Origin of the sequence: Leucobacter sp. CX169 (assembly GCF_017161405.1) — a bacterium.
In the GTDB taxonomy this organism is placed as follows: domain Bacteria; phylum Actinomycetota; class Actinomycetes; order Actinomycetales; family Microbacteriaceae; genus Cx-87.
In genome coordinates this window covers 1,493,628-1,515,820 of record NZ_CP071051.1, presented here as the reverse complement: position 1 = coordinate 1,515,820, position 22,193 = coordinate 1,493,628, and the positions used below count along the sequence as shown (strand labels likewise).

Here is a 22,193-nt window from a genome sequence, read left to right as displayed (position 1 = left end):
GTGTGTCGCGCGTTCGATACGCTGGAGTCATGAGTCACGAGAGCATGCCGACGCTGGCCGAATCCTCACTTTCTGAGACGGTGCAGGTCGCGCGTGACCTCATCCGCATCGACACCAGCAACCGCGGTGGAGGAGATTCCGTGGGAGAGGTCCAGGCCGCGAAGTACGTCTCTGACTTCTTGCAGAGACTCGGGCTCGCTCCCGAAACGTATCTCTCGGCTCCGGGACGCGCGAGCGTGGTCGTCCGGGTTGCCGGCTCGCAGCCCGAGCTCCCTGCACTCGTGCTGCACGGCCACCTCGATGTCGTCCCCGCCGACGCTGCGAACTGGACGGTCGATCCGTTTGCGGGCGAGATCCGCGACGGCATGCTCTGGGGCCGCGGAGCGGTTGACATGAAGGACATGGACGCCATGATCCTCACCTCGATCGCCGAGATTCTGCGTGCGGGGGAGCGTCCCCGCCGCGACGTCATCATCGCGTTCTTCTCGGACGAAGAGAACGGCGGCGTGTTCGGGTCGCACTGGCTGGTCGATCATCACCCCGAACTCTTCGCAGGCGCGGGCACCGCGATCAGCGAAGTCGGGGGCTACTCGGTGCAGTTTGAAGACACGCGCGCATACCTCGTGCAGACGGGGGAGAAGGCGCTGGACTGGATCCGGCTGCGTGCCCGCGGAACCGCCGAGCATGGCTCGCGCATCGCCCACGACAACGCGCTGGTGCGCCTGGCTGAGGCCATCGCGGCACTGGGTCGGCACGAGTGGCCGATCGCGTTGTGCGACACGACTCGCGACCTGATTGAGCGCGTCGCGAAGATTTACGGGGTGAACCCCACCGAAGTGGACGCCGAGCAGATGTTTGTGCGGGCTGGCAAGGGCGCCGGCTTCATTCAGGCGAGCCTGCGCAGCACGAGTAACGCGACGGTGCTCCAGGCCGGGTACAAGCACAATGTCATCCCTGATTCGGCAGAAGCGCTCGTCGACGTGCGTTCACTGCCCGCTGAGCGCGATGCCGTGCTCGCGAAGATCCGAGAGCTGGTTGGTGACGAGATCGAGATCGAGACCGTGCACTCGGATATCGGGCTCGAGACGCCGTTCTCGGGTGAACTGGTCGATGCCATGACCGCGAGCCTGTTGCGTGAAGACCCAGAGGCCGTCGTGCTGCCCTATCTGCTTTCCGGCGGCACTGACAACAAGGCGCTGAGCAAGCTCGGCATTGTCGGGTACGGGTTCGCGCCCCTCCGGCTGCCCGCCGATCTCGACTTCCCCGGGATGTTCCACGGGGTCGACGAGCGAGTCCCGCTCGATGCGCTCGACTTCGGACATCGCGTGCTGGTCGACCTGCTGCGCAGCTACTAGCGCGGCGGCGAGGTCCAGGGAGTGCTGCTCAGTCCGTACTACGCTGGATCTCGGTCTGCGTTCTCGCAGACTCCGAATCTTGATTGAGAACTGACGACACGGGGCACGGCGCAGACAGCATGGGAATCTTCGAGGCGATCATCCTGGGAATCGTGCAGGGACTCACCGAGTTCTTGCCGATCTCCTCAAGCGCGCACCTCCGGCTTGCCGGGGAGTTGCTGCCCGGCGCGGGCGATCCGGGCGCGGCATTCACCGCGATCACCCAACTGGGCACGGAAGCCGCCGTTGTGGTCTTCTTCTGGCGCGACATCGTGCGCATCATCGGGCGCTGGTGGGGTTCGCTGACCGGCCGCGTGCCGCGGAGCGATCCCGACGCCCGCCTCGGTTGGTGGATCATCCTCGGCAGCGTGCCGATCGTCGTCCTCGGGCTCCTGTTCGAAGACGCGATCGGCTCGACGCTGCGCTCACTCTGGTTTGTGGCGATCGCGCTCATCGTGTTCGGCGTCCTGCTGGGGGTAGCCGACCGGATCGGCAAGAAGGTCCGTGAGCTCGACGGCATGACCGCGCCGCACGGCCTGATCTACGGTTTCGCTCAGGCGATGGCGCTCATTCCCGGCGTCTCGCGGTCGGGCGGCACGATCACCGCGGGCCTGCTGATGGGATACTCCCGCGAGGCCGCAGCCCGATACTCGTTCTTGCTCGCCATTCCCGCGGTGTTCGGCTCGGGTGGGTACAAGCTCGTGAAGTCATTTGGCGATCCGACCTCGGTGGCGCTCATGCCCACTCTGCTCGCGACCGTCATTGCCTTCCTCGTCGCGATTGTCGTGATCGGGCTGTTCATGCGGTACATCTCACGAGGCAGCTTTATGCCGTTCGTGGTCTATCGGGTCATGCTGGGTGGCGTCCTCTTGGTGCTCCTGGCGACGGGCGTCATCTCGCCCGAGAGTGGAGCAAACCTGTGAGAACCTGGACCCCGCCGGTAATCCCCAAGCTGCCCGGCAACGCGCCCGCGCTTCGCCTGTTTAACACGGCGACGGGTCGCCTCGAGCACCCGCCGATCCACGAGGACCGTGCCACGCTGTACGTCTGCGGCATCACGCCGTACGACGCGACACACCTCGGACACGCGTTCACCTACCTCGCCTTTGACCTCATGCTGCGCGCCTGGCGCGACGCCGGTGTTGAGACGGTCTACGCGCAGAACATCACCGATGTGGACGACCCGCTGCTTGAGCGCGCCAACGACACGGGCGTCGATTGGCGCGAACTGGCTGACGGGCAGATCGCGCTCTTCCGCTCAGACATGTTCCGGTTGGGCATGATCCCGCCCGAGCACTACATTGCGGTGACCGAGGCAATCGAGCCGATCGCGCAGGCCGTTCAGGAACTCCGAGAGCGGGGGCTCGCGTACGCGGTCCCGACAGCTGATGCCGCGGGCGACGACATCTACTTCGACACGGTGCGCGCTGAGGCGGACACGCAGTGGCGCCTCGGTGACGTTGCTCCGTACGAGCGATCGGTAATGGAGCTGCTGAGTGCTGAGCGCGGCGGCGATCCCGAGCGCCTAGGCAAGCACGACCCCCTCGACCCGCTGCTCTGGCGTGCCGCACGCGAGGGAGAGCCGAGCTGGGGAACTGTCCTGGGTCTTGGCCGACCCGGATGGCACATCGAGTGCGCGGCGATCGCCGTCCAAGCCCTCGGCAATGCCTTCACTGTCCAGGGCGGCGGGCACGACTTGATCTTCCCCCACCACGAGTACACCGCTGCGCACGCGACGGCGCTCTCAGGCACCCCGCTCGCGCACATCTACGCACACGCGGGCCTCGTGGGTTACCAGGGCCACAAGATGTCGAAATCGCGGGGAAACCTGGTCTTCGTGCACAAGGTGCTTGACGCTGGCGCTGACCCGTCGGCCGTTCGCCTCGGACTGCTCGCACACCACTACCGCGAGGAGTGGGAGTGGGAGGACGCGGACCTCGAGGTCGCCAGCCGGCGACTCGCTGCCTGGCGTGAGGGACTCAGCCGCCCGGCCGCTGTGGCCGCCGACCTCGGCGACTCGGCGGAACTCGCAGGATCCGCGCAGCCGATGGTCGCTGCAGCGATTGTCGAGCGGCTTCGTGCCGCGATGGCCAATGACCTAGACACGCCCGTCATGCTCGCGACCCTCGATGAGGCGTGGGATCGCGGCGTCGACGACCCCGAGCTGCTCGCCGACGCGGCGCAGTCGCTGCTCGGCGTGGCGCTTCGCCCGGTCGAGGCCGACTAAAGCGCCGCTAGCCCGCCGGCGTCTCGTCGGCGGGCGGCTCTTCACCCGAATCATCAGTGGACGCCTGGTCTGGGTCGATCCTGAGGAACTTCTCGAACTCATAGGCGATCGCGTCGCCGGTCGCCTCGGGCGCCTCGACGGTGTCGCGCGCCGCCTCGAGTCGGCGGATGTAGCGCTGCATTTCATCGTCCACTGAGGCGACCTGATCGATGTTGCGCTCCCATTGCGTCGCCTGATCGAGGAGGTCACCGCGGGGAATCACCGCGTCGAGCAGTTCTTCGAGCTTGTCGAGCAGCGCCAGGGTGGCCTTGGGTGACGGCATGCTGTGTACGTAGTGCGGTACTTGTGCCCAGAGTGCGATGGTCTCGATCCCGGCGCTGTGCAGCGCTATCTCGACGATCGTGGTGATGCCGGCAGGCCCTTCGTAGTCGCCGCGGCTCGCGTCGAAACGTGCGCGGGCGGTGGAGCTCTCACTCGACAGGGACGTGACGATTGGGCGCGTGTGCGGTGCATCGGAAAAGAACGAACCGAGGAAGATCACCGTGGTGATGCCCCAGGTGTCGACCAGTTCGAGGAGCTCGTCCGCGTACGCCTGCCAGTTTCTAGCGGGCTCAACGCCGGCGAGTAGGAAAAGGTCGTTGACGACCGCCCCGTCAAGGCGAGTGATGCGGTCGGGCTTCTTTCCCGACTCGTCCACCGTGGCAGTGAGCTCAGCGGGGACGGGGGTCGGTTCAGCCGCACTCGGGTCAGCTCCCGCTGCGGTCGACGCAGCGTCTGCACCCGGGCGCTGCACCGTCGCGTACAACCTGGTGTCGGGCCAATCGATCGTGCGAGTGCCGTCGTCCTCGATCATCACCTTGGGGCGATGGACCTGATAGTCGACGTACCCCTCGGAGCCGATTGTGTGGATCATCTCGGCGTCGATGAGTTCGCCGAGGTACTCCAATGCGGTGCTGGTCGCCGCCCCGGCGTCGCTCCAACCTTCGAAGGCCGCAATCAATACGCGGCCTTCGGTGTGCTTCTTCTGCTCGTTCAGGGCGACTCCTTTCCCGGCCAGTCTAGGCGCGTGCGCCCGGTAAGCTTGTCAGGATGACTGCTGAGACCCCCGCCGCCGTGCTCTGGGACATGGATGGCACGCTGATCGACTCCGAGCCACTCTGGGTCGCCGCGGAGCACGCACTTCTGGCTCGCTTCGGGGCCTCGTTGACCCCGGAAGAGGAATTGTCGCTCGTCGGCACCGGCCTCTGGGACTGCGCGGAACTGATGCGGAGCCGCGGAGTCGAGCTCTCAGCCGACGAAATCGTCGCCGAACTCTGCGCCGTGGTTGCCGCCCGAATGGCTGCGGGCGAGCTCGAATGGCGTCCGGGCGCGCGCGAGTTGCTCGCTGACCTTGCCCAGGCCGGGGTGCCCACCGCGCTCGTGACGATGTCGATTCGTTCGCTCGCGCAGCAGGTCGCAGATTTGCTCCCCGCAGGATCCTTCGGGCTCATCGTCGGCGGAGACGAAGTGAGTGAAGAAAAGCCGCACCCCGAGGCATACCTGACGGCTGCGCGCCGCTTGGGCGTTCCGATTGAGGAGTGCCTCGCCTTCGAAGACTCGGTGACGGGCCTGCGCTCGGCGAGCGCATCGGGCGCGGTTGCCGTCGGGATTCCCAACCTCGTAGACCTCGCGGACGCTCCGGCGCACGCGCTCATTCCCACTCTTGCGGGCCTTGACGCCGGGGGAGTGTCCGCACTCTTCGCGCGCCTGCGGCCCACCACTGTTACGACCGAAACCGAAAGGGCGGCGCTCCACGCATGACTGAGGCAACCCACCACATTGACCCTGCAACCCCTGCGCTGAGCGGCCCATTCCGCTACGGCGATCGCGTGCAGCTCACCGGCCCCAAGGGCAAGATGAACACGACCACCTTGATCACGGGCGGCGAATTCCACAGCCACCGCGGCGTGCTCAAGCACGCGGACATCGTCGGCCTGCCTGATGCCTCGGTTGTCGCGAACAGCACGGGGGAGCAGTATCTGGCGCTGCGCCCCCTGCTTGCCGACTTCGTGATGTCGATGCCGCGTGGCGCGGCAATCGTCTACCCAAAGGACGCCGCGCAGATTCTTTCGCTCGCCGACATCTTCCCCGGGGCTCGCGTCGTCGAGGCCGGCGTCGGCTCAGGGTCGCTCTCGCTGCACCTGTTGCGCGCGGTCGGCGCGACGGGCGAGCTCGCCTCGTTCGAGCGCCGCGACGAGTTCGCGGACATTGCGCGCGCGAACGTCGCGGGCTACCTCGGTCGCGATCCCGAGAACTGGTCGGTCACGGTGGGCGATTTGCAGGACGTCCTTCCGGAAAAGTTCCCCGAAGGGACGGTAGACCGAGTCGTGCTGGACATGCTCGCCCCCTGGGAGTGCGTCGACGTTGCCGCGGACGCGCTGAAGCCCGGAGGCGTCATCATTTGCTACGTTGCCACTGTCACCCAGCTGTCGCGCGTCGCCGAAGAGCTGCGCCGCTCAGGGCTGTTCACGCACCCGAAGTCGTCCGAGACGATGGTGCGCGGCTGGCACGTCGAGGGTCTCGCGGTGCGCCCTGATCACCGGATGGTCGCGCACACCGGCTTCCTCATCACCGCGCGTCGCCTCGCACCGGGGACCGAACTCCCGCAGCTGAAGCGCCGTGCGTCGAAGTCAGACTTCTCGGACGAGGACGTCGCGGCGTGGACGCCCGACCTGGTCGGCGAGCTCGTGAAGAGCGACAAGGTGCTCCGCAAGAAGGTGCGCACCGCGCAGTTGCTCGCAGACCGCGCGCGCGAGGGAACCGCCGACGCCGCAACTGAGGCGGCCGACGCTGCCGACCAGCCCGAGCGCTGATTTTTCCCCGTCGTTCTTTCGATAGGATGACGTCGCTCCCCAATCCGTGCCGGAAGGACCCCATGCGCGTTCGCACCGCCCCCCTTGTCACCGCTGTAGCCCTGGTACTCGCAGGCGGCCTGTCTGCCTGCAGCCAGGCGGGGACCGCTGCGTCGTGTGCCCCAGTGCTCGAGTCGGGCCCAGTCAGCGACAGCGTCGTGGTATTGGGCGAGGCTGGCACACCGCCCCAGGTGAGCATCCCGAAGGACGCGGTTCCGACTGTGTCCCAGCGCACCCTGGTGCAGCAGGCAGAGAACCGCGATCGGGTAGTGACCGAGGGCGACCTCGTCACCGTCAATTTTGGCTTCTTCGACGGGCTGAGCGGCGAGCAGGTGTTCGCAACCCCCGGCTTCGGATCGGACACCGGCGGGTACATCGTGCAGGACGTCGCCGATACCGAAATTTCGTCGTTCACGACCGCGTTCCGGTGCGCTGCCGCAGGCGATCGTGTCGTCGTCGCGCTCTCGCCGAAGGACAGCGTTGCGTTCGCACAGGGCTACGGCGTCATGCCGGGCACCCCGATCGTGGCGGTGGCAGACGTACAGGGCGTCGCCGGTATGGCGGCCGATGGCAAGGTGCGCTCGCTTCCCTCCGGGTTCCCCGGAATTGCGGTCGACGAGAACCACCGCCCCGGAATCGTTATTCCTCCCGGCGCTGAGCCCACCAAGGTCAAGTCGGCCGCCCGCATCGTGGGTGACGGCACAAAGATACGCGCGGAGGATGTCGTGATTGCTCAGGTGCTCACCGTCACCTGGAACCGTGACGTCGTGGAGAACACCTGGGAGTCGGGGCCGAAGTCTCTCGGCAACGAAGAGACCCCTGGGGCGACGTTCCGCGACCAGCTCACCGGGAAGACCGTGGGGTCGCAGATTGTGGTGATGACCCCCGGCGAGGGTGGCGCTCAGGTGAGCGTCGTCGACATTCTTTCCGTCGGATAGCGCACGCGTGGCGGGCTCAGAGACGAGACAGGCGGGCGGTCACAAGCGGCCGCCGGTGCCCGCTGAACAGCGGGTGTTCAGCCTGATCTTGGCGCTGGTTTCGAGTCCGATCGGCGCGACGAAGCGCGAGTTGCTGAGTAGCGTGCACGGCTACGCCGACGACTTCTCCACCGGCGGCGACACCGCCGCGCTCGAGCGGAAATTTGAGCGCGACAAGGGCGAGCTGCGACGATTGGGCATTCCGCTCGAAACGCTCGACTCTCCCGAGGAGCCGGGAAACAACCAGCTCCTGCGGTACCGGATCTCCAAGGAACGCCTACAGATTCCGGAATCGCTGCGCTTCACCGCCTCGGAACTCACGATGTTGCGCCTGGCCGCCCTTGCTTGGCGCGACGGCAGCCTATCTGCGGAGGCGAGGCGCGCGACAATGAAACTCGAGGCGCTCGGTGCGGCGCTCGACGTGCAGCACCTGGGGGTCGCCCCACGGATCGGGATCCCGGAGCCCGCGGCGCCTGAGCTGCAACGCGCGATCGACGAGACACGTGTGGTGAGCTTTGCCTACCACCACCCCGAACATCCGGAGCCGCTCGCCAGGCGCGTTGCGCCGCTCCGCTTGCATCGCGCTGACGGCCGGTGGCACCTCATCGCATGGGACCTCGAGCGCTCCGACGATCGCGTGTTCCTGCTTTCCCGGATCGAGGGCGCTGTCCGGCTCGAGCGAGAAGAGTTCGATCGCACACGGTTTGCGGGTGTCGAGGCGGTCGTCTCAGACATCGAGCGTCTCCTGCGGGAGCGCATCGCGGGGATTGATGTGCGCGTGGGTTCGCAGGCAGCCGCGCGCCTCACGCCGCGCGCGACGACGGCACACCCGGCAGCGGCGGGCTGGATGCGTCTCACCGTTGGCATGCTCGACCCGCACGTCCTCGCGGACGAAGTCACCAGCTACGGCGCAGATGCGGCGGTCGTCGGCCCGGACGAGTTGCGCGGCGCCGTCATCGCTCGCCTGCAGAAGATTGGCGCAGCTCACGCGCCCTCACCAGTGGTTACTCAAGCCGAAGGAGGTCGCGATGCGCGCTAATCTGACGGCGCCGAACCGCGTCATCTTGCTCCTGTCACTGGTCGCCTACCTGCAGGATCGCGGACCGACGCCGATTCTCGAGCTCGCTGAAACGTTTGATGTCGAACCGAAAGTGCTGCGCGCGCTCGCGGAATTTCTGGGCACCGCCGGCGTGCCGGGGGAGACGCAGACGTATCAGCATGAGGACCTGTTTGACATTGATTGGCACGCGCTTGAGCATGACGACGTGTTGAGTCTGGTGCGCGTGGTCGCGATTGACGACACCCCTCGATTCGCCGCGTCAGAGGTCGCCGTGCTGCTTGCGGGATTGCACGTGCTTGCCCCCATGCTTCCTCCGGACGACGGCGCCGCGGCGCGCAGCGCGGCGCTCAAGCTGGGCGGCGAGTCCGGGGGTGAACATGCGGTGATCTCGGTCTCTGAGGAGTCCACTGACCCCCAAGCAGCGGTACTCGCCGGCGCCATTGCGGCTGGCATGCGGGTCAGTTTTGCCTACCGCGACGCGCGTGGGGGAGAGACCGCCCGCTCGGTTGAGCCGCTGCTGTTGCAGCAGCGCGGGGTGTATTGGTACCTTCGCGGGTATTGCCTCGACCGCGGCGAAGAACGCTCGTTTCGGCTGGACCGTATGTCGCACGCGCATGCGCTGCCGGAACGGTCACTCCGTCGAGCCACGCCGGGGCAGGCCGACGAGTCGCCAAGTGCCTCTGTCTGGTCGGGGACAACGGTGACGCTTTGCGTCCGTGAGCGCGCGCTCCCGAGCCTCGCTGGGTATGGTGCCGAGGTGATTGCCGCGGGCGCCGACGAGCCACTCGACGGCAGCTCTGACCGGGCAATCGACGAGAGTTGGGTCCGGGTGCAGGTGGAGCTCGCGCACGTGGACACGGCGGCGCGCATCGCAGCGACGGCACCGGGAGACGTGATTGTCGAGGCGCCCGCAGCGGCGCGTGCGGCGGTGGAGTCGTGGGCCGAGCAAGCGCTCGCACAGTACGACGATTGAGCCGCTGCGCATCCGGGGATCCCGAGCCCGGTGAGATAGACTTGCCATCAAATCGCTGCGAAAGGAACCGCACCCTCATGCCCCGTATCTTCGGTGATTTTCACACCGTGTCATCCGGGCGCTTCGCATAGTGGCGCGCGAGCAGAAGGCGCCTCGCAGCAAAGAGGGGCGCATGAGCCTCGGCGAGCATCTCGTCGAGTTACGCAAGCGGCTGATGATCTCTGCCATCGCCATTGTGCTGGCGATGGTGGCTGGCTGGTTCCTCTCGGACTGGGTGTGGGACATGCTGCGCCAGCCGATCGAGATTATCGCGGAGGAGCGCGGGCGTAACGCGCAGATCAATTACGACGACGTCACCGGTGCGTTTGATCTCAAGTTGAAGATCTCCATGTTCATCGCCGTCTTCCTCGCGAGCCCGGTGTGGCTCTACCAGATCTGGGCGTTCCTCTCCCCGGGCCTGAGCGGCAAGGAGAAGCGTTGGGGGGTCGCGTTCCTGGGTTCGGCGCTTCCGCTCTTCCTGTTCGGGGCCTACGTGGGGTGGAGCATCATTCCCAATATCGTCCGCGTGCTGACGAGCTTTGGGTCGGACGAGGATGCGTTGCTGCTGAGCGCCCGCGGCTACCTCGATTTCTCGACCAAACTCCTCCTGGCGGTCGGTGTCGGGTTCGTCATTCCGGTGTTCATCGTGCTGCTGAACTTCGTGGGCATTCTCAGCGCGAAGGCCATTTTTCAGGGTTGGCGCATCGCGATCCTGTGCATCACTTTGTTTGCGGCAATCACCACCCCTGCGGCCGACGTGATGAGCATGTTCTTGCTGGCTGGCCCCATGATCGTCCTGTATTTCCTCGCGGGCGGCATCGCCTGGATTCACGACAGTCGACTGGCCAAGCGACGTGCCGCCGAGTTCGCCGAGTACGACCTGGACAGCGACTCGCCGGCTTCCGAGGCGAACGCGTGACTGACTCCGTGACGGACAGCGAGCCGGACCCCGTCGAACACCCGGCGCTTGCCGCATACGAAGCACGGATCCGGTTTCCCCTCGACGCGTTCCAGCGCGCCGCATGCGAGTCCCTGGAAGAGGGGCGTAGCGTGCTCGTTGCCGCCCCCACCGGGGCTGGCAAGACGGCGATTGCCGAGTTCTCGGTGGCCCTCGCCCGGCGCGAGCGAGATGCTCGGGTGTTTTACACGGCGCCGATCAAGGCGCTCTCGAACCAGAAGTTCCACGAGATTGCTCAGGAATACGGCGAGGACCAGGTGGGGCTACTCACGGGCGACGTGAACATTCGTGGTGACGCACCCATTGTCGTGATGACGACCGAGGTCCTCCGCAACATGATCTACGCGGATTCCACGGCACTCGCCGACCTCGCCTTCGTCATTCTCGACGAGGTGCACTTCCTGGGGGACCGTTTCCGCGGTGCCGTGTGGGAAGAGATCATCTTGCATCTGCCGCGCCACGTGCGGCTTGTGTCGCTCTCGGCGACCGTGTCAAACGCCGAGGAGTTCGGTGACTGGATGCATGCGATTCGTGGCGATACCGACGTCATCGTGTCCGAACATCGCCCCGTCCCGCTCTACCAGCACGTGCTCACCAAGCGAGCGCTGCTTCCGCTCATCGTCGACCGTGAGGGTGAGCTCAGCACGCACGGCCGGCTGAACCCTGAGGTGATCCGGCTGGGCGGGCACGGTGGCTCCTCTGAGCGAGGCGGAAGAGGCGGCTTCGACGATCGTGGCCGGCGCGGGCGGGGCGGCAGGCAGCGTGGACACGCGCCTCAGCGGCACTCAACCGGGCGAATCTCGCGTGCCGACATTGTGCGGGCGCTGGACGAGACCGAGCTGACGCCCGCGATTGTCTTTATCTTCAGCCGCAACGGTTGCGATCAGGCGGTTCGGCAGGCGCTCTATGAAGGGATTCGCCTCACGACTCGCGAGGAACGCGACGAGATTCGTGACGTCGCCCAGGCCGCGGTCGCTGAGCTCTCGGACGAAGATCTCGCGGTGCTCGGTTACCACGAGTGGCTGTCCGGACTAGAGCGGGGTATCGCGGCACACCACGCGGGGCTGATCCCGGTGTTCAAGAGTGTCGTGGAGACGCTGTTCCAGCGGCGCCTCGTCAAGGCGGTGTTTGCGACGGAGACCCTCGCGCTCGGGATCAACATGCCTGCGCGCTCGGTCGTCATCGAACAGCTCGAGAAGTTCAACGGTGAGCGGCGTGCGCCGCTCACGACTGGTGAATACACGCAACTCACCGGCCGGGCCGGCCGTCGCGGCATCGACACCGAAGGCCACGCCGTCGTGGTGTGGAGCGACGCGGTGGATCCCGAGGCATTGGCGCACCTCGCCTCCAAACGCAGTACCCCGATGAAGTCGAGCTTTCGCCCGACCTACAACATGTCGGTGAACCTGCTCGATCGTGTCGGGATCACCGCCGCGCGCAGCTTGCTCGAACAATCGTTCGCCCAGTTCCAAGCAGACCGCTCGGTTGTCGATATTGCCCGCCAGGTGCGGGCCGCAGAAGAATCGCTGGCCGGGTACGAGTCCTCGATGCACTGCGAGCTCGGTGACTTCCTGGAGTACGCGAAACTGCGGCGCGATCTCGAGTCGATCGAGCGCGGAGAAACCGCAGTCAGGGGCGCGGGTGGACGTCGCGGAAGCGGGTCTGATCGGCGCGAGCGGGTGTCCCAGTTGCGCCGACAGCTCCAGCAGCACCCCTGCGCCTCTTGTCCCGATCTTCGTGCCCACGAGCGCTGGGCTGGGCGCTGGTTCGGACTCAAGCGGACGACCGAGCAACAGGTACGCGAGATTCGGTCGCGCACCGGGACGATCGCGCGGACCTTCGACCGTGTGGTCGACCTCCTGCTCGAACGCGGCTACCTCAGCCGTGCCGTCACCGCGTCGGGGGAGTCTGAGTCCATTACCGTCGAGCCCTGGGGTGCCGTGCTGCGGCGAGTGTACGGCGAGCGTGACCTGCTGGTCGCAGAGTGCCTTCGTCGCGCCTCCTGGAACGGGATCGATGCGGCGGGCCTGGCCGCGCTCAGTTGCGCGCTGACGTACGAGCCGCGCAGAGATGACGAGAACGCTGACCCGGAGCTGCCTCGCGGATCGTTCCGCGAAGCGTTTGCGCAGACCCTGACGATCTGGGCCGAGCTCGACGACCTCGAAGAGCGCCACCGGCTGCCCCGCACACAGCTTCCGCACGCTGGCCTGGCGCTCGCGATGCATGGCTGGGCAAAGGGAGACAGCCTCGCCACGACACTCGAGCGCTCGGACCTGGGGGTCGGAGACTTTGTCCGGTGGAGCAAGCAAACCATCGACCTGCTCGATCAGATCGCCCAGGCGTCGCTGAGCGTCGATGCGGCCTCACCTATGGCCGCGCTCGCCCGCGATGCGAAATTGCTCGTGCGGCGCGGCATTGTCGAGGCGTCGAGTACCAGCTAATGCATACCCCTCGAGAACCGCAACAGGGCCGGGATCCAGAGCGCGGACTCCGCTGGTGGCAGGCGGCCGGCGCCGCGGCGCTCGGCGGCTTCCTGCTCGACGTGGCCTCTCCCGGCATCGCGTGGTGGCCGGCGGGTCTGCTCGGCGCCACCCTCATTCTGTGTGCACTGTGGAAACAGCTCCCGTGGGGTGGTCTCGCCATCGGCGCGATTGCCGGCGCCGCCTTCTGGTTTCCCCAGGTCTCCTGGCTGACGCTCTATCTCGGCCCGATCCCGTGGCTCGCGCTCGGAACGCTCATGACGCTCTGGTTCGCCGCCATGGGGGCAGTCATCGGGCCCGTGACGCGGGGACTCGCTCGGTTACCGCTTCCTATCGGCGTCATCTTGTCGGCGCAGGTGCTTGCCGCAGCCGGGATCTGGACGGCCCGCGAACTCGCTCAGTCGAGTTGGCCGTATGGGGGCTTCGCGTGGGGGCGCCTCGCCCACACCCAGTCGCAGGGGCCCCTCGCCGAGCTCGTATCCTGGGTCGGCTTCGCGGGCCTCAGCGGACTGATTGCAGCAGCCTGCGCGGTGCCCGCGGCCGTCTGGTTCGCGCGGTTGCCGCGCTCGGGGCGTCGCACGGCGCGAGCGGCAGGTTTCTCGATCGTCGGGCTGATCCTGCTGTCGTTGGTGCCGGTCGCGCCGACACAACAGACCGGAACTGTCCGTATTGCTGCGGTGCAGGGCAACTCCGACGCGGGAATTTTCGACGATCGAGAGTCGGGTGACGTGCTGCGCGACCACGTGCAGACCACGGCCGAGTACCTTGACGCGGTCGAGGCGGGCACCGCCGGCGATCCGCCGGAACTCATCGTTTGGCCGGAGAACAGCGCGGAGTTCAACCTGCCGGGCAGCGCGTACGCTCGGGGACTCGTTGATGGTCTCGCGAGGCGCGCCAACGCCCCCATCGTGCTGGGCTCAATTCTTCCGGCTGACGAACCGGACACGTACACCAACTCCTCGCTGGTGTGGCAGCCCGAGGCGGGGGTGGCCGCGCGATACGACAAGCGCTACCCGGTGCCGTTTGCCGAGTACATGCCGCACCGCGAGTTCTATCGCGCGCTCGCCCCCGACCTCGTCGACCTGGTGCAGCTCGACTACCTGCCTGGGACGCTGCCCGCGGCGATGCCGATCTCTGTGCCAGGTGTGGGGCGGGATCCGCTCCTCGCGGGCATCGCGATCTGTTTCGACATTATCTTTGACGAGCAGGCGGTCGCGATGATCGACGACGGGGCGGAAGTGATCCTCGCGCAGACGAACAACGCTGATTTTGGCCGCACCGACGAGAACGCGCAGCAACTCGAGATTGCTCGTCTGCGTGCCATGGAAACCGGCCGGGTGGTGGTGAACATCTCGACGGTCGGGATCAGCGAGATGATCGGTCCGGATGGCCGCGCCATTGACGCGATCGAGCCCTACACGGCCGGGGTTATGGTCGCGGACATTCCGACCTTCAGCGGCGAGACACCCGCGATCCTGTGGGGCGCCTCGGCTGCTGCGCTGTGGCTCTCGCTCGGTGCCGCCGGCGTGCTGTTGTCGCTAGCTAGCTGGACTTTTCGGTCCCGCGACGAGCGCGCATCAGCGTAAGCCGCTCCTCAAGGAGTTCTTCGAGTTCCTCCACGCTGCGACGCTCGAGCAGCATGTCCCAGGGCGTTCTACCCGGGGCGCCACGCACCTCGAACTCCGCTCGGGCCGCCCTGCCGGCTTCGTCATCGAGAAAGCCGATCTCGCCACTGCGCTGATCGGTCCACTCGACCGGCGGCTCGGCGTCCGCGTCAAACATGACGCGGAACGTGCGGCCACTCTCGGTGAGGTACTGCACGGTTTGACGGGGAGCGAGCTCGACGTTTTGGTCGCCCTGCAGGCTGGTCGAGCCGATTCGTGCTCCGCGTAAGGTTCTGTCTGCCATGTTGCGTCCTTCCCCATTGCTTGCAGAGTACAACGCTGACCCCGCTGGGGATAGTCCCCAATTGGATTGCGCGGGTTCAGGGATATGACCTCCAGTACGCTGGAATCATCGAATTACCCGCGCCTTCCGGCGCCGCCTCATTTTCGCCTCGAAGGAGACACTCGTGACTAACCCCCTCGCCCCGAACGCGCTTGCTGGCCGCCGTGCCCTGGTTACCGGCTCCTCGCGCGGAATTGGCGCCGACACGGTGCGCTACTTTGCCGAGGCCGGCGCGGACGTCGTGATCAACTACCGCAACAAGGCGGCACGTGCGGAGAAGCTTGCGACTGAGCTGAGCGCGCATGGCGGGCGCGTCCTCGTTGAGGCGGCAGACCTCACGAGCCCGGAGTCGGTTGCTGAGATGATGGCTGACATTCAAGAACAGCTGGGCGGTCTTGACGTTCTGGTGCTGAACGCCTCCGGCGGCATGGAAGGCGGCATGGCGGAGGACTACGCGCTCAAGCTGAACCGCGACGCGCAGCTGAACGTGCTCGACCAGGCACTGCCGCTGCTGAGCGAGGGCGCGCGAGTCGTGTTCGTCACGAGCCACCAGGCCCACTTCATCCGCACGACACCGACGATGCCGGAGTATGTGCCGGTCGCAGAGAGCAAGCGCGCCGGCGAAGACGCGCTCCGGGCGCGCATCCCCGAGCTGGCCGAGCGCGGCGTTGAGTTCGTCGTGGTGTCGGGCGACATGATCGAAGGAACGATTACGGCGACCCTGCTTGAGCGCCTGAACCCCGGCGCGATCTCGGATCGTAAGGAAGCCGCGGGCCGCCTGTACAACGTGTCAGAGTTCGCCGCAGAGGTCGCGCAAGCTGCCGTTGACGCTGTTCCGGCCGACAACACCCGGTACGTGGGCGACGTCTCAGGCTTTACCGCTACTGCCTAGGACATTTCGCTCGGGCGCGAACCCGCGCACTGGCCTCGGTCAGTGCGCGGGTTTCTGCTTTCTGCTGCCGTCAGGATTCCAGAGTCCCGAGCATCCACGGCGGTGACTCGCCAGGATATGCGTGTCGACGACACCCACTGCCTCCATGAGCGCGTGCGCGGTGGTGGGGCCGATGAACGTGAAGCCGTGCGCTTTGAGGTCCGCGGCGAGCGCCTCGGACTCCGCAGAGCGTGTCGGCACTTCCGAGGGGTGTTCGGGACGAGGAGTGGTCTTTGGCTGATGCGCCCAGATGAGGCTCGCGAGGCCGCCCGACTCGCGGAGCGCGAGGACCGCCTGGGCGTTCGTTACGGTTGCCTGAATCTTCGCGACGTTCCTGACAATCGCCGCGTTGGCGAGCAGCCGCTCAATATCTTTCTCCCCGTAGGCGGCGACGCGGTCGGGATCGAAGTCGTGAAAGGCCGCCCGGAACGCCTCCCGCTTGCGCAGGATCGTGAGCCACGAGAGCCCCGCCTGGAACGCCTCGAGCGAGACCCGTTCAAAGAGCCCCTGCTCGTCGGTCACGGGCATGCCCCACTCGGTGTCGTAGTAACGCGTAAGCAGGGGGTCGCCGTTCGCCCAGTCGGTCCTGATCGGCTCTGGGATCGTTGGGGGTGCCATGGCTACTCCGTTCGGTTCGTCCTCTCGAGGCTATCCGGGGACGAACGGGACCGCGTCCCTGCGTGGCGAATTGTGGATAAGTGTCGTCCGGCAGCCCCGGTGAACGGAGGGGTGAGGCTTCGATCCCCGAAAGGCGGGCGGCACGCGCGCGGCCCTGGTCGATCGGCGGGTCAGGGTCGGCAGGATCCTGACACAGACCGGGCGGGCGCCGCGGGAGATTCCCCACGGCGCCCGCCCGGTGCAAGCTACAGCTCGACTAGTCGCCCTGCCACACCGCGTCAAACGGCGCGTTCGAGGCCACGCGGAGCGTGATCGCCTCGGTCACGAATGCTTTCGCGGTGCGCGCCGCCTCCAGCGTGGTCGCGCCCTTGGCAATCTCGGCTGCGATGGCCGCGGCCAGCGAGCAACCGGCGCCGCTCACGGCGACCTCGCCGACCTTGGGCGCGCGCAGGACCTCGAGGCTCACGCCGTCGAAGTAGACGTCGACGGCCTCGGGGCCGGCGATCCGGACGCCACCCTTGGCGATGACCGTGACGCCGTAGCGCTCGTGGATGCGCTTCGCGGCCTCGATCAGGTCGTCCTCGGTGTCGATCGCGTCCATTCCCGAGAGCGACAGCGACTCAAAGTGATTCGGGGTCACGACGGTCGCGAGGGGAAGGATCTCGGCCTTCAGTGCGTTGTCGGTGTCCAGCGCCGCCCCCGGCTCCTGGCCCTTGCAGATCAGCACGGGGTCGAGCACGACGTTCGTGAACGGACGAGCCGACAGCGCCTTCGCGACCGTCGTGATTGTCGCCGGCGTGCCCAGCATTCCGATCTTGACGGTGTCGAGCGCCTCGGGCCCGTAGGCGCCGGTGATCGCGTCGAGCTGGTCATCGATGACATTCGCGTCGACCGGAACGAATCGGTGCGACCAGTTGTTGGATGGGTTGAACGAGACGATGCACGTGAGTGCGGCGATCCCGTAGACGCCGCGTGCTTGGAAGGTCTTGAGGTCCGCCTGCGCGCCGGCGCCGCCGGTGGCTTCCGAGCCTGCAATCGTGAGTGCGAGTTTTGGCATGAGGACATTCTCGCGCAGCAGGGCGCGCCGCACCAATTCAGGTGGGCGCCGCGCTCCCAGGGTTCTACGCTTATGGGATGGATCCTGTGTTGCTTGACCAGCTGCGAACCGACCTTTCACGTGCCGAGTACACCGAGGCCACGGTGCGCACCCTGCTTGGCGAGGCCGCTGATGCTGCACGGCTGCGTGGTGTGCGCGCGCCTGCCAGGATCGCGCTGCACGGTTTTGCAGCCCGTGCCGAGGCGGGAAATCAGCCTTTGGGCGAGTCGAATGCTGCGGGTTCGGCCTCGACCGATGCCGCGCTGCGCACGCTGGTGCAGCTTTTCCTGGTCGGCGACCCGGTCACTGAGACGGCGTTCTCATTGGCGTTCCCCACGCTCGGTGCGGCAGGCGCGACGGCACTGGGGCTCGTCACCTCTGATGACGTCGGATTACGTGCCGCTCTCGCGCTCTCACCATTTCACGCCACCGGACCCGGGCTTCCAGAAGAAGGAACTGACTGGTGGCTGCTCTCTGATCTCGACGACCACATTCGGCGCGGCCCCGCTCGGACCGACCATGTCATGGGGGTGGGCGGGGCCACTCGATCCCTGCTCGGCTTCGCGGCCCCGGGCACGGTGGACTCGGCGCTCGACCTGGGGACCGGGTGCGGGGTGATTGCCCTGCACCTTGCGGCCCGCGCGCGTCGAGTAGTGGCCATCGACATCTCGGCGCGTGCGCTCGAGTTCGCGCAGGCGAACGCGAGGATCAACGCGGTGAGCGGCATTGATTTCCGCCGCGGCGACCTCTTCGCGCCGGTTGCTGGGGAGCGCTTCGACCTCATTCTCAGCAACCCGCCCTTCGTCATCACCCCGCGCGACGGTTCCGTGCCTGACTACGAGTATCGCGACGGCGGACGATCTGGCGACGATCTCATTGCACAGGTGTTGCAGGCGGCGCCCGACCACCTCGAGCCGGGTGGCACGCTCCAGTGCCTCGGGAACTGGGAGGTGCGTTGGGGCGCCGATGGGCTTGAGCGGGTGCTCTCTTGGATCGAAGAGGCGCCGGGATCGCGTCCCGTGGACGCGGCCTGGGTCATTGAACGAGACCGTCAACGGCCGGAGGGCTACGCCGAGCTCTGGGCCCGCGACGGGGGCGCACGCCCCGGCACCGAGGCGTTCGACGACCTCGTGGCGGCATGGCTAGCGGACTTCACCGCGCGCCGCGTGGTGGCGATCGGACTCGGCCTGATTGGGTTCCGGCGCGGACTTCCGGGAAATCCTCAGCCGGCCCCGCGCCGTGCGGAGCGAGCCGACGGGGCGATTGACGGCCAGGACCGCCTCGGCGATCGCTGGTCATCGGTGTTCGCCACGAACTGCGCCGTCGACCCGGTCGACTCGGTCGCATTTGGGGAACTCGTGCTCGAGCGGGATTCGTCCGTGCGCGAGGAGCGCGTGTACGAGCCTGGCGCAGAACACCCGATGTCGATTGTGCTGGCGAGTGACGAGGGTATCGCGCGGCGCGTTCACGCCGATACCGTGCTGGCCGCCGCGGTCGGCGCGTGCGATGGGGACCTGACGGTCGACGAGATCGGCACCGCGCTGACGGGACTCCTGGATGCCGATCCGATCGCCCTGCGCGATGCCTTGCATGCGGGCCTCCGTGAGCTCATCTGGTACGGCATGCTCGTTCCGGCGTCGGCGGCGTCAGGGGGAGCCCCCGACGCGCATGATTCCGCAGTCCCGTCGAACTAGAATAGGAAGGTCATGATGCGAACGATTGATCTCCGAGGCACGGATCCGGATCCGGCCGAACTTTTGCGACTCGTCCCTCGCGCTGCGATCGATATCGAGTCAGCGGTCGATACCGTTCGCCCGCTGATCGCCGATGTTGCGGCGCGTGGTGAAGCGGCCCTGCGCGAGCAGGCCAAGAACTTTGACGGCGTCGAGGGTCACGCGTTGCGCGTGCCCGCGGCCGACATCGAGCGTGCACTCCTCGAGTGCGATCCTGCGGTGCGGGACGCCCTCGAGCAGCTGATTGCCCGACTGCGCCGCGCCTCAGCCGCTCAGGTCCCCGCGACCCAGGTCACGACCTTTGGCGATGGAGCGACCATCACCCAGCGCTGGCAGCCCGTGGGACGCGTCGGCCTGTACGTACCCGGCGGCAAGGCCGTGTACCCCTCGAGCGTGGTGATGAACGCGGTCTCGGCGCAGGTCGCGGGGGTCGCAAGCCTGGCCATTGCCTCGCCGGCCCAGCGCGAAAGCGGGGGAGTCCACCCGACGATCCTCGCGGCTGCGGGGCTACTCGGAGTCACGGAGGTCTATGCCATCGGGGGCGCAGGCGCGATCGCAGCCTTCGCCCACGGCGTCCCCGAGATCGGCCTCGTGCCGGTCGACGTGGTGACCGGCCCCGGCAATATCTTCGTTGCTGCGGCAAAGCGGGTGGTCAACGGGCTCGTCGGGATCGACGCCGAGGCGGGGACGACCGAGATCCTGGTGATCGCCGATGAGCAGGCGAACGCGGGATTTGTCGCTGCCGATTTGATCAGTCAGGCCGAGCACGACGAGGCAGCCGCCTCGGTGCTCGTGACCGATTCCGAGGTGCTGGCGGCAGAGGTGCTGCGCGAGATCGCGCTGCGCGCCCCTCGGACGATGCACGCTGATCGGGTGCGCGAGGCCTTGAGTGGCCCGCAGTCGGCGGTCATCCTGGTCGACTCGATGTCCCAGGCCGCGCAATTGAGCGACGCCTACGGCCCCGAACACCTCGAGCTCCACAGTTCCGATGATGCAGCGTTGCTCGCCCAGATCACCAACGCCGGCGCGATATTTGTCGGGTCATACACGCCGGTGAGCCTGGGCGACTACCTCGCAGGATCCAACCACGTGCTGCCCACCGGCGGCACGGCGCGATTCGCGTCCGGCCTCGGGGCGCACACCTTCCTGCGTCCGCAGCAGATCATCTCGTACGACCGCGCCGCGCTGAGCGAAGTGCACGAGCCGCTGCTCGCTCTCGCCCGCGCCGAAGGCTTGCCCGCGCACGGCGAAGCGGTCAGCGCCCGTTTCGCGCCCGTCGCAGACCGCTAGGAGCTTCACGCTATGCACTGTCCTTTCTGCCGTCACCCCGACTCTCGGGTGATCGACTCGCGCACTTCCGACGACGGTCAGTCGATTCGACGCCGCCGACAGTGCCCCGAGTGCGGTCGTCGATTTAGCACGACCGAGACCGCGAGCCTCACGGTCATTAAGCGCAGCGGCGTCGTTGAGCCGTTCAGTCGAGAGAAGGTGATGAGCGGCGTGCGCAAGGCCTGCCAGGGACGCCCCGTGACCGACTCGAACCTCGCGCTGCTCGCACAGCAGGTCGAAGAGTCGATCCGGCTGTCGGGAGCCTCGCAGTGCGACGCGAACGACATCGGGCTCGCCATCCTGCCGCCGTTGCGCGAACTTGATGAGATCGCCTACCTGCGCTTCGCGAGCGTCTATCAGGCGTTCGAATCGCTGTCCGATTTTGAGGACGCCATCGCGGACCTGCGCAGCGCCCACGGCGCCGCCGCCGATATCGCCACCAACGCAGACGGAGAGTGAGCTGCGCATGCGCGTATATCCCATTGTGTTTCAGACCGTGTTTCGCCGGATGGATCCTGAACGTGCGCATCATCTCGCGTTCGCGTTCATCAAAGCGGCTCCCAAGCTCGGCCTCGGCGGCCTCGTGCATCGCTTCTGCGCGCCGGATCGGTCGCTGCGCGTCCACGCGCTCGGCCAGGTCTTTCCGAGCCCGTTCGGCCTCGCAGCAGGGTTTGACAAGAACGCGGACGGCATCATCGGACTCGGTGATATTGGCTTCGGGCACGTCGAGGTCGGTACGCTCACGGCTCACGCACAGGACGGAAATCCGGCCCCGCGGCTGTTCCGGCTGGTACAGGATCGCGCTGTCATCAACCGTATGGGCTTCAACAACGGCGGATCAGCCGCCGCAGCGCCCCGTATTGAGCGTGCACGGCTTGTGCGCCGTCGGCCAATTATCGGCGTGAACATCGGCAAGAGCCGCGTGACCTCCGTCGAGGACGCCGTGGGGGACTACGTGACGAGCGCCGGCAGGCTTGCGCCGATCGCGGACTACCTGGCGGTGAACGTGAGCTCACCCAACACGCCCGGGCTGCGCGGACTCCAGGACGAGGCGCTGCTTTCGCCGCTGCTCTCCGCCGTTCGCGCGGCCATCGGCGACACGCCGCTGCTCGTCAAGATTGCCCCCGACCTCGACGACGAACAGATCGACGGCATCGTCGATCTCGTGGTGGAACTGGGTCTCGACGGAATCATCGCGACGAACACGACGATCGGGCGCGAAGGTCTGCACGCATCCGCCGCTGAGATCGAACGCATCGGCGCCGGGGGCCTGTCTGGCCAGCCGCTCGCTGACCGCTCACTCGCCGTGCTGCGACGTATTCGATCGCGTGCGCCCCAGAGTCTCTGCGTCATCGCCGTGGGTGGCGTGACAACGCCAGAGGACGTCCGTGATCGCCTCGAGGCCGGCGCGACACTGGTGCAGGGCTACACCGCATTCTTGTACGAAGGGCCCCTGTGGGCGCGGGCGATCAACCGTGGCCTCGTGCGCCTCGGCTGGCGCGGCGACGCATAGCTCTACGGCAGGATCCTGACCCGAGAG

20 protein-coding genes are annotated in these 22,193 nt (G+C 66.9%); 16 read left to right on the top strand and 4 right to left on the bottom strand.

Annotated features, from left to right (window positions below; genetic code table 11):
- Positions 1-29 precede the first annotated feature (29 nt).
- The 3 genes from JW030_RS06880 (at position 30) to mshC (ending at position 3,621) form a co-directional block, all read left to right on the top strand.
- Complete coding sequence (locus tag JW030_RS06880) at positions 30-1,355, top strand: M20/M25/M40 family metallo-hydrolase (RefSeq protein WP_241095355.1); 1,326 nt, start codon at positions 30-32, stop codon at positions 1,353-1,355.
- A 119-nt stretch (positions 1,356-1,474) separates the two neighbouring features.
- On the top strand, positions 1,475-2,317 hold the full coding sequence (locus JW030_RS06875) for an undecaprenyl-diphosphate phosphatase (RefSeq protein ID WP_188046547.1): 843 nt from the start codon (positions 1,475-1,477) through the stop codon (positions 2,315-2,317).
- Complete coding sequence (gene mshC, locus JW030_RS06870) at positions 2,314-3,621, top strand: cysteine--1-D-myo-inosityl 2-amino-2-deoxy-alpha-D-glucopyranoside ligase (RefSeq protein WP_188046546.1); 1,308 nt, start codon at positions 2,314-2,316, stop codon at positions 3,619-3,621. Before JW030_RS06875 ends, mshC begins: the two co-directional genes overlap by 4 nt.
- Before the next feature lie 7 nt (positions 3,622-3,628).
- Here the strand turns inward: mshC and JW030_RS06865 are convergent, their stop codons facing one another.
- Entirely contained in the window at positions 3,629-4,621 is a 993-nt protein-coding gene (locus tag JW030_RS06865) for a PAC2 family protein (protein ID WP_241095354.1), read from the bottom strand.
- 89 nt (positions 4,622-4,710) lie between these two features.
- Between JW030_RS06865 and JW030_RS06860 the strand changes: the two genes are divergently transcribed.
- The 8 genes from JW030_RS06860 (at position 4,711) to lnt (ending at position 14,585) form a co-directional block, all read left to right on the top strand.
- Positions 4,711-5,421 carry an HAD family phosphatase gene (locus JW030_RS06860; RefSeq protein WP_241095353.1) on the top strand — a complete coding sequence of 237 codons (711 nt, stop codon included), beginning with the start codon at positions 4,711-4,713 and terminating at the stop codon, positions 5,419-5,421.
- Positions 5,418-6,473, top strand: a complete 1,056-nt coding sequence (locus tag JW030_RS06855; protein ID WP_188046545.1) for a tRNA (adenine-N1)-methyltransferase — start codon at positions 5,418-5,420, stop codon at positions 6,471-6,473. Before JW030_RS06860 ends, JW030_RS06855 begins: the two co-directional genes overlap by 4 nt.
- A 62-nt stretch (positions 6,474-6,535) precedes the next feature.
- Positions 6,536-7,450: a peptidylprolyl isomerase gene (locus JW030_RS06850; protein WP_188046544.1), complete on the top strand. Its 915-nt coding sequence runs from the start codon at positions 6,536-6,538 to the stop codon at positions 7,448-7,450.
- Positions 7,451-7,505: 55 nt separating this feature from the next.
- Entirely contained in the window at positions 7,506-8,528 is a 1,023-nt protein-coding gene (locus tag JW030_RS06845) for a YafY family protein (RefSeq protein WP_188046543.1), read from the top strand.
- Positions 8,518-9,522 carry a YafY family protein gene (locus JW030_RS06840; RefSeq protein WP_188046542.1) on the top strand — a complete coding sequence of 335 codons (1,005 nt, stop codon included), beginning with the start codon at positions 8,518-8,520 and terminating at the stop codon, positions 9,520-9,522. The genes JW030_RS06845 and JW030_RS06840 overlap by 11 nt, the downstream gene beginning before the upstream one ends.
- Before the next feature lie 172 nt (positions 9,523-9,694).
- On the top strand, positions 9,695-10,480 hold the full coding sequence (gene tatC, locus JW030_RS06835; RefSeq protein WP_188046541.1) for a twin-arginine translocase subunit TatC: 786 nt from the start codon (positions 9,695-9,697) through the stop codon (positions 10,478-10,480).
- The gene (locus JW030_RS06830; RefSeq protein ID WP_188046540.1) at positions 10,477-12,960 is read left to right on the top strand and encodes an RNA helicase; all 2,484 of its coding nucleotides are present in this window, start codon (positions 10,477-10,479) and stop codon (positions 12,958-12,960) included. The genes tatC and JW030_RS06830 overlap by 4 nt, the downstream gene beginning before the upstream one ends.
- The gene (lnt, locus tag JW030_RS06825; protein WP_188046539.1) at positions 12,960-14,585 is read left to right on the top strand and encodes an apolipoprotein N-acyltransferase; all 1,626 of its coding nucleotides are present in this window, start codon (positions 12,960-12,962) and stop codon (positions 14,583-14,585) included. Before JW030_RS06830 ends, lnt begins: the two co-directional genes overlap by 1 nt.
- On the opposite strand, the gene JW030_RS06820 is transcribed toward lnt, so the two are convergent.
- Complete coding sequence (locus JW030_RS06820; RefSeq protein ID WP_188046538.1) at positions 14,542-14,907, bottom strand: RNA polymerase-binding protein RbpA; 366 nt, start codon at positions 14,905-14,907, stop codon at positions 14,542-14,544. The two genes, lnt and JW030_RS06820, sit on opposite strands and share 44 nt — an antisense overlap.
- 163 nt (positions 14,908-15,070) lie before the next feature.
- Between JW030_RS06820 and JW030_RS06815 the strand changes: the two genes are divergently transcribed.
- Complete coding sequence (locus tag JW030_RS06815; protein WP_188046537.1) at positions 15,071-15,838, top strand: SDR family oxidoreductase; 768 nt, start codon at positions 15,071-15,073, stop codon at positions 15,836-15,838.
- Positions 15,839-15,877: 39 nt separating this feature from the next.
- Here the strand turns inward: JW030_RS06815 and JW030_RS06810 are convergent, their stop codons facing one another.
- On the bottom strand, positions 15,878-16,495 hold the full coding sequence (locus JW030_RS06810; RefSeq protein ID WP_188046536.1) for a DNA-3-methyladenine glycosylase I: 618 nt from the start codon (positions 16,493-16,495) through the stop codon (positions 15,878-15,880).
- Positions 16,496-16,751: 256 nt separating this feature from the next.
- Positions 16,752-17,552 (bottom strand): hydroxymethylpyrimidine/phosphomethylpyrimidine kinase, encoded by an 801-nt coding sequence (locus tag JW030_RS06805; RefSeq protein WP_188046535.1) that lies wholly within the window; start codon positions 17,550-17,552, stop codon positions 16,752-16,754.
- A 77-nt stretch (positions 17,553-17,629) separates the two neighbouring features.
- On the opposite strand from JW030_RS06805, the gene JW030_RS06800 reads away from it, so the two are divergent.
- The 4 genes from JW030_RS06800 to JW030_RS06785 are packed head-to-tail and all read left to right on the top strand — an operon-like array spanning position 17,630 to position 22,166.
- Positions 17,630-19,285: a class I SAM-dependent methyltransferase gene (locus tag JW030_RS06800; protein ID WP_188046534.1), complete on the top strand. Its 1,656-nt coding sequence runs from the start codon at positions 17,630-17,632 to the stop codon at positions 19,283-19,285.
- 12 nt (positions 19,286-19,297) lie between these two features.
- A complete protein-coding gene (gene hisD, locus JW030_RS06795; RefSeq protein ID WP_188046533.1) occupies positions 19,298-20,614 on the top strand; it encodes a histidinol dehydrogenase in 1,317 nt (438 codons plus the stop codon).
- A 12-nt stretch (positions 20,615-20,626) separates the two neighbouring features.
- Entirely contained in the window at positions 20,627-21,112 is a 486-nt protein-coding gene (gene nrdR / locus JW030_RS06790; protein ID WP_188046532.1) for a transcriptional regulator NrdR, read from the top strand.
- A 7-nt stretch (positions 21,113-21,119) separates the two neighbouring features.
- Positions 21,120-22,166 carry a quinone-dependent dihydroorotate dehydrogenase gene (locus JW030_RS06785; RefSeq protein ID WP_188046531.1) on the top strand — a complete coding sequence of 349 codons (1,047 nt, stop codon included), beginning with the start codon at positions 21,120-21,122 and terminating at the stop codon, positions 22,164-22,166.
- The last annotated feature ends 27 nt before the right edge of the window (positions 22,167-22,193 follow it).